Annotated in this window: 15 protein-coding genes; 5 read left to right on the forward strand and 10 right to left on the reverse strand. The window is 62.7% G+C overall.

All coding sequences use genetic code 11. From position 1 onward, the window contains the following. Positions 1 to 72: 72 nt before the first annotated feature. Complete coding sequence (locus tag OW521_RS22055; protein WP_268021601.1) at positions 73 to 864, reverse strand: GntR family transcriptional regulator; 792 nt, start codon at positions 862 to 864, stop codon at positions 73 to 75. Between the two features lie 165 nt (positions 865 to 1,029). On the opposite strand from OW521_RS22055, the gene OW521_RS22060 reads away from it, so the two are divergent. After that, positions 1,030 to 1,323 carry an HPr family phosphocarrier protein gene (locus tag OW521_RS22060; protein WP_268021602.1) on the forward strand — a complete coding sequence of 98 codons (294 nt, stop codon included), beginning with the start codon at positions 1,030 to 1,032 and terminating at the stop codon, positions 1,321 to 1,323. A gap of 119 nt (positions 1,324 to 1,442) precedes the next feature. Here OW521_RS22060 and OW521_RS22065 read toward each other — a convergent pair whose 3' ends face one another. The 5 genes from OW521_RS22065 to OW521_RS22085 form a co-directional block, all read right to left on the reverse strand. Further along, positions 1,443 to 1,844: a cytochrome c oxidase subunit 4 gene (locus OW521_RS22065; RefSeq protein ID WP_268021603.1), complete on the reverse strand. Its 402-nt coding sequence runs from the start codon at positions 1,842 to 1,844 to the stop codon at positions 1,443 to 1,445. Then, positions 1,841 to 3,559 (reverse strand): aa3-type cytochrome oxidase subunit I, encoded by a 1,719-nt coding sequence (ctaD, locus tag OW521_RS22070; RefSeq protein WP_268021604.1) that lies wholly within the window; start codon positions 3,557 to 3,559, stop codon positions 1,841 to 1,843. Before ctaD ends, OW521_RS22065 begins: the two co-directional genes overlap by 4 nt. Before the next feature lie 10 nt (positions 3,560 to 3,569). After that, positions 3,570 to 4,442, reverse strand: a complete 873-nt coding sequence (gene ctaC, locus OW521_RS22075; RefSeq protein ID WP_268021605.1) for an aa3-type cytochrome oxidase subunit II — start codon at positions 4,440 to 4,442, stop codon at positions 3,570 to 3,572. Between the two features lie 182 nt (positions 4,443 to 4,624). Beyond that, on the reverse strand, positions 4,625 to 5,011 hold the full coding sequence (locus OW521_RS22080; RefSeq protein WP_059390004.1) for a HesB/IscA family protein: 387 nt from the start codon (positions 5,009 to 5,011) through the stop codon (positions 4,625 to 4,627). Between the two features lie 205 nt (positions 5,012 to 5,216). Further along, entirely contained in the window at positions 5,217 to 6,644 is a 1,428-nt protein-coding gene (locus OW521_RS22085) for a dipeptidase (protein WP_268021606.1), read from the reverse strand. Positions 6,645 to 6,765: 121 nt separating this feature from the next. On the opposite strand from OW521_RS22085, the gene OW521_RS22090 reads away from it, so the two are divergent. Next, positions 6,766 to 7,365: a DUF3043 domain-containing protein gene (locus OW521_RS22090; RefSeq protein WP_268021607.1), complete on the forward strand. Its 600-nt coding sequence runs from the start codon at positions 6,766 to 6,768 to the stop codon at positions 7,363 to 7,365. 119 nt (positions 7,366 to 7,484) lie between these two features. Here OW521_RS22090 and OW521_RS22095 read toward each other — a convergent pair whose 3' ends face one another. After that, positions 7,485 to 8,552, reverse strand: a complete 1,068-nt coding sequence (locus tag OW521_RS22095; protein WP_268021608.1) for a quinone-dependent dihydroorotate dehydrogenase — start codon at positions 8,550 to 8,552, stop codon at positions 7,485 to 7,487. A gap of 68 nt (positions 8,553 to 8,620) precedes the next feature. On the opposite strand from OW521_RS22095, the gene OW521_RS22100 reads away from it, so the two are divergent. From OW521_RS22100 to OW521_RS22110, 3 genes are read left to right on the forward strand one after another with little or no spacing between them, the layout of a single operon-like run. Continuing rightward, on the forward strand, positions 8,621 to 10,303 hold the full coding sequence (locus OW521_RS22100) for an FAD-binding dehydrogenase (protein WP_268021609.1): 1,683 nt from the start codon (positions 8,621 to 8,623) through the stop codon (positions 10,301 to 10,303). Between the two features lie 9 nt (positions 10,304 to 10,312). Further along, entirely contained in the window at positions 10,313 to 11,356 is a 1,044-nt protein-coding gene (locus OW521_RS22105) for an alpha/beta hydrolase (protein ID WP_268021610.1), read from the forward strand. Next, the gene (locus OW521_RS22110; RefSeq protein WP_268021611.1) at positions 11,353 to 12,426 is read left to right on the forward strand and encodes an alpha/beta hydrolase; all 1,074 of its coding nucleotides are present in this window, start codon (positions 11,353 to 11,355) and stop codon (positions 12,424 to 12,426) included. The genes OW521_RS22105 and OW521_RS22110 overlap by 4 nt, the downstream gene beginning before the upstream one ends. A gap of 31 nt (positions 12,427 to 12,457) precedes the next feature. On the opposite strand, the gene OW521_RS22115 is transcribed toward OW521_RS22110, so the two are convergent. The 3 genes from OW521_RS22115 to leuA all read right to left on the reverse strand — a co-directional run bounded on the left by OW521_RS22115 (position 12,458) and on the right by leuA (position 15,857). Next, positions 12,458 to 13,276, reverse strand: coding sequence for an isoprenyl transferase (locus OW521_RS22115; RefSeq protein WP_268021612.1), 819 nt, complete (start codon positions 13,274 to 13,276; stop codon positions 12,458 to 12,460). Positions 13,277 to 13,278: 2 nt separating this feature from the next. After that, positions 13,279 to 14,034 (reverse strand): DNA repair protein RecO, encoded by a 756-nt coding sequence (gene recO, locus OW521_RS22120; RefSeq protein WP_268021613.1) that lies wholly within the window; start codon positions 14,032 to 14,034, stop codon positions 13,279 to 13,281. An 83-nt stretch (positions 14,035 to 14,117) separates the two neighbouring features. Further along, positions 14,118 to 15,857: a 2-isopropylmalate synthase gene (leuA, locus tag OW521_RS22125; protein ID WP_268021614.1), complete on the reverse strand. Its 1,740-nt coding sequence runs from the start codon at positions 15,855 to 15,857 to the stop codon at positions 14,118 to 14,120. Positions 15,858 to 15,987 lie beyond the last annotated feature (130 nt).

The following is a 15,987-nucleotide window of genomic DNA, read 5'->3' on the forward strand; positions in this document are numbered from 1 at the left end:
CCGCAATTGGACGGGGCCCTCTCTCATTGTCTATGTGTACCGGCTACCGGGCCACTCCCTGAGGCCTTGAGGCTAGTGGGTACGATACCCTGTGGACTGGCTTCGCGTGGACCGAACGCCTGGGCGCTGCAACGGGACCCACAACTTATACCGGTCAGCCCTGTAGTAGGAGACGGAATAGTCCACCATGGCGCGTGCGACGAAGGCGTGACGTTGAATCTTGAGCAGCGGAGTGCCGACATCCACATTCAAGAGCCTCGCAGTCGATGGCGAAGCCGCAGTTGCTTCGATCATGTCCTCGCCCCATTCCATGACGAGTCCGTACTTTTCGCTCAACACGTTGTACAGCGAAGTGGGAGGCGCTCCGTCTAAAAGGCCCGGCACGCGATGGGCGGGGATGAAGTTCTCGTCCACGCTCATAGGCTCGTTGTCTGCGAGCAGGAGCCGCCGGAAGCGAACCAAGGGAGTCCCCTCCTCCAGCTGGAGCTCCCGCGCCAGGAAGGCACTCGCGGCGATCTGCTCGAAGCTCAAAACCTTCGCCGCCGGAACCATGCCGCGACGTTGCATTTCCTCGCTGTAGGACGTGAGCTTTACTTGGAGGTCCAGCTTCGGTTTGCGGACGAAAGTTCCCAGGCCAACCACTCGTTCAATGACCTCTTCGCCGACGAGGGCATCAATAGCCTGCCGCACCGTCATCCTGGCTAGTCCGAAACGTTCAGAGAGGTCCCGCTCCGACGGCAAGGCAGCACCGGGCTTGCAAGACTCCGAGATGTAGGTTCGCAGGATCTCGCGCAGTTGAACGTAGATAGGAGTGCCGCTCTTGCGGTCGATCTCCCCCGTGATACGTGCTGCTTCAGCAGGCATGACGGTCTCCGGCCCCGAAATCTTCCATAAAACAAGCGTAGGCCATTCTCCTTGCAGGTCTAGACCAGCTGGACGCTGTGGACGGTGCTCTCGCGTGGCGGCGCTACGCTTGTAAGGATCAAAATCGCAGTCGGCATTTGGCCGTCCGAGTCAAAAGGAGCCGGTTTGCCCGAGCACAAAGCCATCGTCGCCGCAGAGATCGGCCTCCATGCACGGGCAGCCGCCGTGTTTGTCCGTGCGGTGACGGCCACCGGGCTCCCGGTGACCATCCGGAAACCCGGCCAGCAGGCGGTCGATGCGAGGTCCCTTCTTGAGGTCATGACCGAGGACTTCGGCCATGGCTGCGAGGTAGTTCTATCGGTCGCTGGAGAACCGCTACCAGCTGGTCGGACACTTGAAGAGGTTACTGACGCCCTAGACGCCCTTTCGGCCGTCTTGGAGGCCGTAGAGGGGCGCTGAGCGGGGTAAACGCACAGGTACGGCTCCGGGAAAGGCGTGCCGGCGGACACCATCCGTATAGGACAACGATGGCGGGCCCCACCGATTGGTGGGGCCCGCCATCGTTGTTCAAGGTGCTTCTAGTGCGCGTGATCTCCACGGCTGTATTCGAAGACCCAACCGACCAGGGCTACGAGAGCCAAGCCAGCGGCGACGAAAGTAATCCAGAAACCTACGGCGAGACCAAGGAAGCCACCGGCACAAGCCAAGCCGAGGACCAGCGGCCACCAGCTCCAGGGGCTGAAGTGTCCCTGCTCGCCGGCGCCTTCGTGAATCTCGGCGTCCGGACGGTCTTCCGGACGCATACCGACACGCCTGCCTGTGAAACCAAGATAACCGCCGATCATGCCAGCCAGGCCACCGACCAGGAGAATACCCAGCGTGCCAACCCACTCAGACCAGTGGGTCAGAAAACCGTAGGCCAGTGCAACGGGGATGAAGAAAAACGACCCGGCTCCAAAAATCCATGATTCGATCTTCACTTGGCGTCCTTCTGATCAGCATTGCCAAGCAGTGTTGCTGCCGGCTCAGGCGACTGTGCTGTGTGGTGCTGTGCGAGCTCCGGGTGGTGCAGGTCCAGGGCCGGACGCTCGGAACGAATACGGGGAAGCGAAGTGAAGTTGTGCCGCGGCGGCGGGCAGGACGTAGCCCACTCGAGCGAGGCTCCGAAGCCCCAGGGATCGTCAACTTCAACCTTCTTGTTGCTGCGCCACGTGATGTAGACGTTCCAGAAGAAGGGCAGGAGCGACGCACCGAGGACGAAGGATGAAATCGTGGAGAACTGGTTCATCCAGGTGAAGTTGTCCTGCGGCATGTAGTCCGCGTAGCGACGGGGCATGCCCTCGACGCCGAGCCAGTGCTGGATGAGGAAGGTGCCGTGGAACCCCAAGAACAGAAGCCAGAAGTGGATCTTGCCCAGGCGTTCGTTGAGCATCTTGCCGGTCCACTTGGGCCACCAGAAGTAGAAGCCTGCGAACATGGCGAACACGACCGTACCGAAGACCACGTAGTGGAAGTGTGCAACCACGAAATACGAGTCCGAAACGTGGAAGTCAAGTGGCGGAGAGGCCAGGATGATGCCGGTCAGGCCACCGAAGAGGAAGGTGACCAGGAAGCCGATGCTCCAGAGCATGGGTGTCTCAAAGGTAATGGAGCCCTGCCACAGCGTTCCGATCCAGTTGAAGAACTTCACGCCGGTGGGTACCGCGATCAGCATCGTCATGAAGGAGAAGAACGGAAGCAGTACGGAGCCGGTGACGTACATGTGGTGCGCCCACACGGTCACGGACAGTGCAGCGATGGCGATGGTTGCGTAGACAAGGCCCTTGTAGCCGAAGATCGGCTTGCGGCTGAATACCGGGAAGATCTCGGAGACAATGCCGAAGAACGGCAAGGCAATGATGTACACCTCGGGGTGGCCGAAGAACCAGAACAGGTGCTGCCAGAGGACAGCTCCGCCGTTCTCCGGATCGAAGATGTGGGCGCCAAAGCGGCGGTCCGCGCCGAGTGCGAAGAGCGCAGCGGCGAGGGGCGGGAACGCCATGAGGACCAGGATGGCCGTCACCAGGGTGTTCCAGGTGAAGATCGGCATGCGCCACATCGTCATGCCCGGAGCGCGCATGCAGATGATGGTAGTGATGAAGTTGACAGCACCCAGGATGGTTCCGAAACCGGACAGGGCGAGGCCGAAGACCCAGAGATCGCCGCCGACGCCCGGCGTGAATGTCGTGTTCGACAACGGCGCATAGGCGAACCAGCCGAAGGACGCCGCACCCTGCGGGGTGATGAAGCCGGACACGGCGATGGTGGAGCCGAAGAGGAAGAACCAGAAGGCCAATGCGTTCAGTCGCGGGAAGGCAACGTCCGGGGCACCGATCTGCAGCGGCATGATGACGTTCGCGAAGCCGGCGAAGAGCGGCGTCGCGAACATCAGGAGCATGACCGTGCCGTGCATCGTGAAGAGCTGGTTGTACTGTTCCTTGGTCTGCAGGATCTGCATGCCGGGTTCGAACAGCTCTGCACGGATGAGCAGGGCCATGACGCCGCCCAGGCAGAAGAACACAAAGGACGCGATCAGGTACATGTACCCGATGGTCTTGTGGTCGGTGGAGGTGATCCAGTTGACGACGATGCGTCCTTTGGATTTCGGTACTACCGGAGACTCAAGGACTCCGGCGGATTGAGTGTAAGTAGCCACGTCGCTTCCCTTAATTCTTCTCGTTCAGGTTCGGGTTGCGGTCGTACTTCGAATCGAGAAGACCCGTATTACCGCTCTGGCGAAGCTGGTTCATGTGAGCCTGGAACTCAGCCTCGGAAACAACCTTCACGCGGAACAGCATCTCTGAGTGGTATTCACCGCAAAGTTCGGCGCACTTGCCGTCATAGGTTCCCTCCTTGGTGGGGGTCAACCTGATGTAGTTGGTCTTGCCGGGAATCATGTCGCGCTTCTGCAGGAAGGCGGGGACCCAGAAAGAGTGAATGACGTCGCGGGAGTTCAGCTCCAGGTCAACCGACTTGTTGACCGGAAGGTACAACGTGGAGAGCTTCTCCTTGTCCACATCGTTGCCCGTGAGGTGTGCCTGGACGCCTGCCTCGTGGAGGTCCTCGGTGACGACCGAGCCCTTCACGTAGTTGAAGTCCCAGGCCCACTGCTTGCCGCGGACGTCAACGACGACGTCGGCCGGCTGGGAGCGGTCATCAATCGCACGCTGGTCCTGGTCGGTGAAGTAGAAGAACACCAAGACCATGAACAGCGGAATGGTCAAATAAAAGACCTCCAGAGGGAGGTTGTAGCTAAGCTGCTTGGGAAAACCCGTGGTGCCCTTGCGGCGGCGGTAGGCGATGATGCACCAGACCAGCAGGCCCCAAGTAATAATGCCGACGACCAGGGCGGCGATCCATGAGTTGACCCAGAGGTCCATGATCCGATCGGTGTGGTTGGTGGTGCCACGCTCGGTGGGCAACCAGCCCTTCTCTACCTCTGGTGAACATCCGGTCAAAACCAACGCGCCGGCTAGTGCCAAGCCAGTGATCGAGGTGATCTTTATGCGTCGGCTGCCGGTTCGGTTCTGCGAACTCACAGACGGCCCTTCCTCTTGTTGCTGCAGCCCGGCAGACCAAAGGCCCACCGGGCACACTAAAGTTTTACTACCCGATGTAGAGCTTACCGCTACCAAGCGGATTTCGCCGACATGCTGGCCCAGTGCGTCGGGTCGGGTTGAACCCGCTCCTGAACTGGGCCAACAGTCTGCGACTGCCCGGCTTAGTGGAACGAATCGCCGCAGGCGCAAGACCCGCCGGCGTTGGGGTTGTCGATCGTAAAGCCCTGCTTCGAGATCGTGTCCTCGAAGTCGATGCTGGCACCGCTCAGGTACGGGACGCTCATCTTGTCGACAACCACTTCGACGCCGTCGTAGTCGCGGACGGCATCGCCGTCGAGCAGGCGCTCGTCGAAGTAGAGCTGGTAGATCAGACCCGAGCAGCCGCCTGGCTGAACAGCGACGCGGAGCCGCAAGTCCGTGCGACCTTCTTGTTCAAGAAGGCTCCGGACCTTGCCTGCGGCGACGTCGGTCAACTTGACCTCGTGCTCGGGAAGCTCACCGCCGGCGAGCTGCGCTCCGGTGCTGTTTTCGTTGGTTGCAGTGCTCATTGGCCTACCTTCTTATGACGCTCTTGGCGGCTGCGCCTTCGCGCTGCCTGCCCTTACCCAAATACGTGCGGGTTATAGCTACATGCTACGTCGAGCCGACGCATAGCTATAACTTCTAACGTAACCGCCGGGACCGTTACCTTGTTCCCCGCAGTGGATCTTGTTCCCCTGGTGACCCATATGGACACCTTCGGGATCTGGAGTGTCAGAGGCCTTCCGCGTTAAGGCGCGCCAGCATTATTGCCTCGGCCAGGATGGCATTACGGAAGTCACCAATGTGAAGTGATTCGTTGGCGCTGTGCGCCCGGGAATCCGGATCCTCTACGCCGGTCACGAGGATCTGGACATCGGGGTAGGTTTCGGTCAGGTCCGCGATGAAAGGTATGGATCCACCGATCCCCATCTCGACGGCCGGTACACCCCAGGCTTCACCCAGCGCCCACATCGCGATCCGGGCCGCAGGCGAGCCGGTGTCTGTAGAGAAGGCGTTGCCGCGCTCCCCCGGCACGAACGTCACTTGCGCTCCGAAGGGCGCGTGGGCCGCCAGGTGCCTTCCCATTGCGTCCATAGCGGCATCCGGATCTTGCCCCGGAGCCAAGCGCAGGCTGAACTTCGCGCGCGCTGAAGGGAGCAGCGTGTTGGATGCGACGTCGACGGCGGGTGCGTCGATGCCGATGATGGACAAGGCGGGCTTGGTCCACAGCCGTGAGGCGATGCTGCCGCTGCCGGCAAGCCTCACACCGTCGAGCACAGAGGCATCCGCGCGGTACTGGTCCTCGTCAACGTCCTCTACGACGTCATCTTTGGCCACCAAGCCCTCGATGGCCACGTTGCCGTCGTCGTCGTGCAAGGTCGCGATCAAGCGGGACAAGAGGGTCGGCGCGTCCAACACAGGACCACCGAACATGCCGGAGTGCACGGCGTGGTCCAGCACCCGCACCTCGAAGGTGCCGTCCACCAGGCCGCGAAGACTGGTTGTCAGGGCTGGAACGCCGACCTTCCAGTTGCTGGAGTCAGCCACGACGATGACGTTCGCCTCGAGGAGATCACGGTGTGTTTCGAGGAATGTGCGGAAGGTTGGCGAGCCCGCTTCTTCCTCGCCCTCGAAGAACAGGGTGACGCCGAGACCAAAATCATCTCCCAGCACTTGGGTTACAGCGGCGTAGGCGCCCAGGTGGGCCATGATTCCAGCCTTGTCGTCGGCTGCGCCGCGGCCATAAAGGCGGCCTTCCCGTTCCTCGGCGACAAACGGCTCGGTATCCCACAGGCTCACGTCGCCAGGCGGCTGCACATCGTGGTGCGCGTACAGGAGGATGGCCGGTTTGCCCGGCGCTGCAAGGCGGCGCGCAACAATGGCCGGTCCTCCCGGAGTGCCGTCCGTCTTGTCGCAACGCAGAATCTGGACATCGGCGAAGCCCGACTCGCGGACCAACGCCGCAACGGCCTCGGCACTGCGCTCAAGTTCCGCGGGGTCGAAACTTGGCCAAGCAATACCCGGGATGGCGACCAGCGCTTTCAAACGCGCCATGGTCTCGTCAAAGGAAGATTCGACGGCGGACTTGAGCGCATCGACATTGATCGTGCCGGAGCCGCCGGAAAAGGTCTGCGGGATCTCCGCATTCATTGAAGTCATGGCGAAAACACTACCGCTGGGAGAGATACGGGGGAACTGGTATGGACGGCGTGGCGGACTCATTCGCTGGGGTCCACGTTGCGTCGACTTCAGGGCGCTTCCTGCGGGGTATTCTGTAGGGGTGTTTGGACGTAAAAAGGATGAGCCGAGCGCTCAAGACTCAGTAGACCAGCTAGCCGCCGATGCCGCCGCGAAAGGTGCAGGTGCTGGTAAGGGCGCGCCCACACCCAAGCGCAAAGAACAGGAAGCCGCTCGGAAGCGCCCCTTGGTGCCAACCGACCGCAAGGCCTCCAAGGAAGCCGAGCGCATCGCCGTGCAGGACCAGCGCCAGAAAATGCGCCAGGCGCTGGATACCGGTGACGAAAAATACCTGCCGCTGCGCGACAAGGGACCCCAAAAGCGTTTCGCCCGCGACTACGTCGACGCCCGTTTCAGCCTCGGCGAGTACCTGATGTTCGGAGCGCTGCTGTTCGTAGTGATCTCCTTCATCATTCCGTCAGGAAGCGATGCCCTCAGCTATGTCTTGATCGGTTTCTGGGTCATGTTCCTGGCGGTCTTCGCGGACGTGTTCATCCTCTCCCGCAAGCTGCGGAAGGGCCTGACGGAGAAGTTCGGCGAAGTCGAGCGCGGCACTGTCTGGTACGGCAGCATGCGTTCCCTGCAATTCCGTCGCCTGCGCCTTCCGAAGCCGCAGGTCCAGCGTGGCCAGTACCCCGCTTAGGGCCGCAAGCCACCAAGGACGCAAGCGACCAAGGACAAGAGTCCAAGTAAGCAAAAAGACCCTGGACCAGCTGTTCCAGGGTCTTTTTGCTTGTCCGCATGTGGCGATCGATAGCGTGGCTAGCGGCGGCGCTTCGCAAGGGCCTTGTTGATGCCGGCGGCCCAGAACGGACCTTCGTAAAGGAACGCGGTGTATCCCTGGACCAGGGTGGCTCCAGCGTCGAGCCTTTCCTGGACGTCGGCTGCGGACTGCACTCCGCCGACGGCGATGAGCACCAGGCCCTCCCCCACCGCGGCCTTCAGCCGGCGCAGTACCTCGAGCGAGCGCTCCTTGAGGGGCGCACCGGAGAGCCCGCCGGCGCCGCAGGCCGCCACCTTGCCCGGTTCGGAAACGAGGCCCTCCCGTCCGATGGTGGTATTGGTGGCAATGATGCCATCGAGCTTGAGGTCCAGGGCGAGGCGGGCGACGTCGTCAATGTCGTCGTCGCTGAGGTCCGGGGCGATCTTGACCAGCAGGGGGACATGGCGCCCAGCGGATTCGTCGGCGGTGTCTCCTACGGCGCGCAGCAGCGGGCGGAGGGTCTCGACATTCTGGAGCTGGCGCAGGCCGGGAGTGTTCGGCGAACTGACATTGACCACGAGATAGTCGGCGGCGGGCGCCAGGCTCCGGGCGCTGACCAGATAGTCCTCAACCGCGTCGTCGAGCTCGACAACCTTGGTCTTGCCGATGTTGACACCGATCACGGGGCGAACTCCGGCATGCGTGCGCTGCAGCGCCGCCCTCGCAGCCTTGAGGCGCGGCGCCACGGCCGCGGCGCCGTCGTTGTTGAATCCCATGCGGTTGATCACGGCTTTGTCCTCGATCAGGCGGAAAAGCCGTGGCTTTTCATTGCCTGGCTGGGCCTGGCCCGTGATGGTGCCTACTTCCACGTGGCCGAAGCCCAATTCCGCGAGGGCCTCGATTCCGTGGCCCTCCTTGTCGAAACCGGCAGCAAGGCCGAACGGCGAGGGGAAGGTCAGGCCGAAAGCCTCCGTGCGCAGCGAGGGGTGCGGTGCCGTCATTTTGGCCAGAACGCGCCCCGCTCCCGAGCGGTGTGCAAAGCGGATCGCCTGGAAGCCGATCTTGTGGGCTTTTTCGGCATCCATCCAGGAGAAGGCCAGCTTGAAGAATGTTGGGTAAACGCGCATGTTCCTAGTTTTCCGGTTTACGGGCGGCGCACCAAACCAGAGCGGTTACCGGGCGGTAGCATGTACGAATGCCGAGCAATCCACGTGACGGAGTTCACTCCAAGGCAACCATTCAAGCCGATGTTCTCGTCATTGGCGCGGGACTTGCGGGGCTCGTGGCCGCCGCCCAAGCCTATGCACTCGGGAAACGGGTTGCTGTGGTGGACCAGGAACCTGCAGCATCCGTGGGCGGCCAGGCACATTGGTCTTTCGGTGGACTGTTCCTGGTCAACACCCCCGAACAGCGAAGGCTGGGCGTCAGGGACAGCGCCGAACTTGCCTTGAGCGACTGGTTGGCATCCGCGGCCTTTCATAGGCCGGAGGACTCCTGGGCCCGGCTTTGGGCGGAGGCCTATGTTGACTTCGCCTCCGGCGAGAAACGCCGGTGGCTGAGATCGCTCGGCGTGCGGCTCTTTCCGCTGGTGCAATGGGCCGAGCGCGGCGGCTACGGTCCGCAAGGCCACGGCAACACAGTCCCGCGGTTCCACGTCACCTGGGGCACTGGCCCCGGCGTCGTACAACCGTTCCTGGAAAAGGTGAGCGAGGGCATCGCCCGGGGCAGGGTATCCCTCCACTTCCGGCATCGCGGCACGGAACTAACGACGACGGCGGGCCGCGTCACCGGGGTCAGCGGCGAGATTCTTGAGGCGTCCGGCGCTGGACGCGGCGAAGCGTCGTCGCGGACCGTCGTCGGGAGTTTTGAAGCGACTGCCGGGGCCGTCATCGTCACCACCGGCGGAATTGGTGGAAACCATGCAATGGTGAGGCGGCAATGGCCCGACCGAACGGCGCCGGAACACATGCTGAGCGGTGTACCGGCCTCCGTGGATGGCGAGTTCCTTGCTGCCGCTGCTGCCGCCGGCGGAGGGCTCATCAACGGTGACCGCATGTGGCACTACCCCGAAGGCATCCACAACCACTCCCCCGTGTGGCCCTTACATGGCATCCGCATCCTCCCGGGTCCGTCGTCGCTGTGGATTGATGCGACGGGACGGCAGCTGCCCGCCCCGCTTTTTCCAGGGTTCGATTCCTTGGGCGCCCTCAGGCATATCCTGGCGGGCGGACACGGGCATTCGTGGTTCGTGTGCAACCGGACCATCGCAATGAAGGAATTCGCCTTGTCAGGTTCTGAACAGAATCCGGATCTCACAGGCAAGGACATCCGGCTCCTGGCCTCCCGCCTCAGTGCTGCCAGTGATTCCCCGTTGCGCAGCTTCCTGGACCGTGGCGTGGATTTCCTGCAGGCTGCAACGGCCACCGAACTAGCTGGAAAAATGAACTCGCTGACGGGTTCGCCCCGGATAGATCCTGGCCAGCTCGATGACCTCATCCGCGATCGGGACCAGCAAGTGGCGAGCGGGCTGGGCAAGGACCCGCAGCTCGCCGCTGTCCGGGCGGCGCGGAGGTTCGCCACCGACAAGATCATGCGTGTGGCCCCTCCGCACCGGCTCACGGACCCGAAACACGGCCCGCTTGTGGCCGTTCGGCTCTCCGTGCTGACACGCAAGAGCCTTGGCGGACTACAGACGGACCTTCGTTCACGCGTCCTTGACGGTTCCGGAGCGCCGGTCCCGGGATTGTACGCGGCAGGAGAGGCGGCTGGCTTCGGCGGCGGCGGAATCCACGGCTACCGGGCATTGGAGGGAACCTTCCTGGGCGGCTGCCTGTTCTCCGGGCGCGCAGCAGGGGGCGATGCCGCAGCGAGTGTCTAAGCTGTTCCCATGGAGTGGCAGACCGACATCCTCGGCGCGGACTTCGAAAGTTGCGCATTCGAGGCGGCAGGACCTGACGGGGTGGTCCGGCGTGCAACACTGGTTCGCCACGTCCCTCACGAGGGGGCGGGAGGTGGCGATCGGCCACTGGCCGCCAACGGTTCCATCCTTTTCCTGCACGGCTGGAGCGACTACTTTTTCAACGTCGCGCTGGCAGAGTTTTGGACCGGACAAGGCTTCCACTTCTACGCGCTCGACATGCACAACCACGGCCGCAGCCTGCAGGTGGACACCCCGGGTGGCTACGTGGAACATCTGGATGACTACGACGCCGAGATCGGCAAAGCCATCGACATGATCCGCTCCGGCGACCCTTTTGGGGAGGTGCCCCGTTCGTTGACCCTGATGGGACATTCCACCGGAGGCCTCGTGGCCGCCTTGTGGGTCAGCCGCAACCCCGGTTCCGTCCAGTACCTTGTACTCAACAGCCCGTGGCTTGAAATGCACGGAAGTTCCTTGGTCCGCCGCGCAGCCCAGACTATGGTGAAGCCGCTTGCGCGCTTCCGCCCCACGACAATCCTGCGCTTGCCCGAACGCGGGTTCTACTACCGCAGCATCAGCAGCTCAGCCGAGGGCGAATGGCTCGTTGATCCCAAATACCGGCCACCCTTGGCCTTCCCTATGCGGGCAGGATGGCTCAGCGCTATCCTCAGCGGACACACGAGGGTGGCCCGCGGGCTGAGAATTGACATCCCTATCCTCGTGCTGATCTCCGGAGCGAGCGCGAACGGCATGATCTGGCAGGAGTCCATGAGGCGTTCAGACGCCGTCCTGGACGTGAACACCATGGCTGTCCGTGCCATGACCCTAGGCCGCACCGTCACGTTGGAACGGGTGGACGGCGGCCTTCACGACGTGTTCCTTTCGGCAGGCCCGGTGCGCGCAGATGCCTACGCCCGGCTTGCGCGCTGGATTCACGGGTACATTTCGAACGGCCTGCCGCCGGAGCATCTGGCCGGCGAGGAACATGGACAGCCGGGGGATGCGCCATGACCACGGAGCTGGGTGTGCCGGTATGGCAACAGGATTTTCTGGGCGGTGGTTTCGAGGCCCTGGAATTGGAACTTCCACCCGACGAAGAAGGTCCGGTTTGCGCCACCCTAGTCCGACACGTCCGTCCGGTGCCAGCTCAGTCGGCGCCACACGGACTTCTCGATGCCTTGACGGCCTTCACGGGACGCCGACGCAGGAGGGAGGTTCCGGTCACGGAGGGGCCACCGAGGGTGGTGCTGTACCTCCACGGCTGGGCCGACTACTTCATGCAGACAGAACTGGCGGAGTTCCTGGGTGCCTCCGGATTTCATTTCTATGCGCTTGACCTACGTAAGTTCGGCCGCAGCCTACGGCCGGGGCAAACTCCCGGCTACACCACCGATCTGTGGGTATACGACGAAGACATCGATGCCGCGCTGCTTGCGATAAACCAGGACATCGCCGAAATAACCGGTAGCGCGGAGGCGCCTACCGTCCACCTGCTGGCCCATTCCCTGGGCGGCCTGATCGCGGCACTGTGGGCTGACCGGAACCCTGGCCGCATTGCCACCCTGACGCTGAATTCGCCGTGGCTGGAGCTTCAGGGCAGCAGCCTGATCCGCAGCATCGCGATGCATTTGGTGGAACCGTTTGCGCGCACGGATCCCAAGCGGCCATTCCGATTTCCGGAGATGCCGGCCTATTGGGAAAGCGTGAGCAACCTGGCCCACGGGGAATGGACCCTTGATCCGGAATGGCGGCCGCGAACTTCGTTCCCGATACGCGCGGGGTGGACGAAGGCAGTCCTGGCGGGACACACCGCCGTCGAACGCAAACTCAATATCGATGCTCCGGTGCTCGTGCTGCTTTCGGGACGCACCCGCATCCAGTCGGAGTGGAGCGCGGAGCTCATGCGCGTCGACGCGGTGATCGATGTTGAGCAGACTGCCCGCCGGGCCCTGGGACTTGGACGGCGGACAGCGGTGTTCCGCTACCCGGGCGCTCTCCATGATGTGTTCTTGTCACGGCGCACGGTCCGTCAGCAGGCCTACAGGGACGTCGCTATCTGGTTGGCTTCTTATCCGGACTGACCGGATTTTGCCAGCGCACTCGTGTTAATCGTCAGCGGGATGCGGCAGCGTCCACCGCGCCACCGTAACGGCGGTCCCGTTTGGCATAGATCTCGACGGCGTCCCATAAGGTCCTGCGGTCGACGTCGGGCCACAGCGTATCCATGAAGACGAACTCTGCGTAGGCCGATTGCCACAAGAGGAAGTTGGACAGCCGCTGCTCACCGGAACTGCGCAGGAACAAGTCGACGTCAGGAAGATCCGGTTCATCAAGGTACTTCTGGATGGTCTTCTCTGTGACAGAGCCGGGCCTCAAGCGTCCATCGGCAACATCCTGGGCGATAGCTGCAACGGCGTCGGCGATTTCGGCCCGGCCGCCGTAATTAACACACATGGTCAACGTGCACGTGTCGTTGCCGCGGGTGTAATCCTCTGCTTCCTCAAGTTCCTTGATGACGGAACCCCATAGCTTGGGACGTCGGCCTGCCCAACGAATCCGCACCCCCCACTCGTCGAGCTGGTTGCGCTGCCGGCGTAGCACGTCCTTGTTAAATCCCATGAGAAAACGCACTTCTTCAGGAGAACGGCGCCAGTTTTCAGTGGAGAAAGCGTAGACACTGACGTACTTGATGCCGAGTTCGATCGCGCCGGCCATCACATCCAGCAGCGCCGGTTCCCCGGCCTTGTGACCCTCGATGCGCGGCAGGCCGCGTTGGTTTGCCCAGCGGCCATTGCCATCCATGACGATGGCCACGTGCTGCGGGACCAGTTCGGGGGGTATGGCCGGTGGCCTGGCCCCCGAGGGATGTTGATACGGGGCCTTAACCGGGGTCCTCCGCGCAGTTGCCGTCTTCTTTTTTCCCAGTGCCACTGTCAGCTTCGCTCCACATGTTTGAGGGACTTCAATGCTCGTTCAAGATGCCATTGCAGGTAGCTCGCCACCAAACCGGCGGCTTCCCGGCGATGAAGGCTCTGGGACACATCCGCCGTTGCCCAGTCCCCCGTCAGCAACGCGCCCAACAGGACCACGGTCTCGGGTGCCGGCGCCGGCGAACCAGGGGGGCGGCAGTTAGCGCAGATCATTCCGCCCAAGGGAGCGGAGAAGGCGGTATGCGGACCGGCCGCCCCACAGCGGGCACAGTCCGTGAAGCTGGGCGCCCAGCCGCCGGTGGCCAAAGCGCGGAGGAGGTAGGAGTCAAGAATGAGTTCCGGTGGGTGGTCGGAACGGCTTAGCGAGGCAAGAGCCCCCACGAGGAGGTTGTATTGCGCGGTTCCCGAATCGGCGTCGGCGTCTGTCAGCTTCTCTGCGGTTTCCGTCATGGCGGCAGCGACCGTGTACCGGGAATAATCGGCGGCAATCGAGCTCCCATAGGCTCCTTTGGCAACCGCCTGGGTGACGATGTCCAGGGTGCGGCCGGACACCAGTTGGAGGTCTGCCACCATGAAGGGTTCCAGCCTGGCCCCGAACCGGCTACTGGTCCGCCGCACGCCCTTTGCCACCGCTCGAACCTGGCCGTGGTGCTTTGTCAGCAGCGTGATGATGCGGTCCGCTTCGCCCAGTTTGTGGGTGCGCAGCACAACGGCATCGTCCCGATAGGACCGCGCTGCGAACGAAGAAGGATTGGCCACAGTTAATCTTCGCACCACACCGGGCCTTCTCGGGTCCGGCGGAGCCGTGCGGCACCGTGTTGACGGTGCCGCACGGCAAATGGCTATGCCCGGACAGCCCTAATGGCGCGATTGACGGCAGAGATGACTGCCTTGAGCGCAGCGGTGCTCGTGTTGGGATCGATGCCGACACCCCACAGGACCCGCTCGCCGACGGCGCATTCGACATATGCTGCCGCACTGGCGCTGCCGCCCTCGGACAATGCATGTTCCGAATAGTCCAGGACGCGTACGTCCACGCCGTCTTCACGCAGGATATCCAGCAGCGCAGCGATGGGGCCGTTGCCCGTGCCGGTCCGTTGAACCACGGTGCCGTCCACGCGCAGGGCCGCGTGAAGGGTCAGCTCGCCGGATTCATCGGTCTCCGTGCGGATGGAGCCCAGCGAATAGCGTCCCCACTGGCCATCGGCCGTGGTAGCGGGAAGGTATTCGTCCTGGAACATCGCCCACAGCTGGGGCCCGCTGACTTCGCCGCCGACAGTATCGGTGCGGTGCTGGATGACGCCGGAGAATTCGATCTGTGCCCGGCGCGGCAGGTCCAGGCTGTGCTCGTTCTTGAGCAGGTACGCCACACCGCCCTTGCCGGACTGGGAATTAACGCGGATGACGGCCTCGTAGGTGCGACCCAGGTCCTTGGGATCGATCGGGAGGTACGGGACCTGCCAGGTGAAGTCGTCAACGGCCTTGCCGGCGGCAGCCGCCTCTTTCTCAAGGGCTTCGAAACCCTTCTTGATGGCGTCCTGGTGCGAACCGGAAAATGCCGTGAACACGAGATCGCCACCATACGGGGAGCGCTCGGGCACGGGCAGCTGGTTGCAGTACTCCACGGTCCTGCGGACTTCGTCGATGTCCGAGAAGTCGATCATTGGATCGACGCCTTGCACGAACATGTTCAGGCCCAGGGTGACAAGGTCCACGTTGCCGGTACGCTCACCGTTTCCGAACAAGCAACCTTCGATGCGGTCGGCGCCTGCCAAATAGCCCAGCTCTGCCGCCGCGACGCCCGTGCCGCGATCGTTGTGGGGATGGAGGGAGATGATGATGCCGTCACGGGGATGCAGGTTCCGGTGCATCCATTCGATGGAGTCGGCGTAAACGTTGGGGGTGGCCATTTCCACGGTGGCGGGCAGGTTGATGATGACTTGCTTGTCCGCGGATGCTTCAAAAACGTCGGCAATTGCGTTGCAAACCCGCGCTGCGTACTCGAGCTCGGTTCCGGTGAAGGACTCCGGCGAGTACTCATACGTGATGTGGGTGTCCGTGAGCGTTTCTTCGTACTTCTTGCACAAGCGCGCCCCCTGCAGGGCAATATCCAGAATCCCGTCCTCGTCCTGGTTGAACACGACGCGGCGCTGGAGAACCGAGGTGGAGTTGTACAGGTGGACGATGGCCTGCTTTGCGCCCACGAGAGACTCGTAGGTGCGCTCAATCAGATGTTCGCGCGCCTGGGTCAGGACCTGGATGGAAACGTCATCCGGAATGTGGCCGCCTTCGATGAGCTGCCGCACGAAGTCGAAGTCGGTCTGCGACGCAGACGGGAAGCCGACCTCGATTTCCTTATACCCCATCTTCACCAGCAGCTGGAACATCTTCAGCTTGCGGGCCGGGCTCATGGGATCGATCAGGGCCTGGTTGCCGTCACGCAGGTCCACAGCGCACCAGCGCGGGGCCTTGGTGATGACTTTGTCCGGCCAGGTGCGGTCTGCCAGCTCGACCTTGATCTGGTCCTGGAAAGGCAGGTACCGGTGGATCGGCATTCCGGAGGGCTTTTGTGCGTTGCGCATGATTTTGGGCCTTTTCTCTTAATCTTGAAGGAAGATTGGCCGGGCACAGCTAACTCCGCAGCGAGGGTTGGCCTAGCGAATATTCGCTTTCAAGGCCCCGCCGCGGCAGCTAAGGAGAAGCATTCCTGCA

It is taken from the genome of Arthrobacter sp. MMS18-M83 (assembly GCF_026683955.1).
In the GTDB taxonomy this organism is placed as follows: domain Bacteria; phylum Actinomycetota; class Actinomycetes; order Actinomycetales; family Micrococcaceae; genus Arthrobacter.

Bases quoted from the DNA above. Each gene is read 5' to 3' on its own strand.
- OW521_RS22055 (WP_268021601.1), bottom strand. From the start codon at position 864: ATGCCTGCTGAAGCAGCACGTATCACGGGGGAGATCGACCGCAAGAGC.
- OW521_RS22080 (WP_059390004.1), bottom strand. From the start codon at position 5,011: ATGAGCACTGCAACCAACGAAAACAGCACCGGAGCGCAGCTCGCCGGC.
- OW521_RS22085 (WP_268021606.1), bottom strand. From the start codon at position 6,644: ATGACTTCAATGAATGCGGAGATCCCGCAGACCTTTTCCGGCGGCTCC.
- OW521_RS22095 (WP_268021608.1), bottom strand. From the start codon at position 8,552: ATGCGCGTTTACCCAACATTCTTCAAGCTGGCCTTCTCCTGGATGGAT.
- OW521_RS22100 (WP_268021609.1), top strand. From the start codon at position 8,621: ATGCCGAGCAATCCACGTGACGGAGTTCACTCCAAGGCAACCATTCAA.
- OW521_RS22105 (WP_268021610.1), top strand. From the start codon at position 10,313: ATGGAGTGGCAGACCGACATCCTCGGCGCGGACTTCGAAAGTTGCGCA.
- OW521_RS22110 (WP_268021611.1), top strand. From the start codon at position 11,353: ATGACCACGGAGCTGGGTGTGCCGGTATGGCAACAGGATTTTCTGGGC.
- leuA (WP_268021614.1), bottom strand. From the start codon at position 15,857: ATGCGCAACGCACAAAAGCCCTCCGGAATGCCGATCCACCGGTACCTG.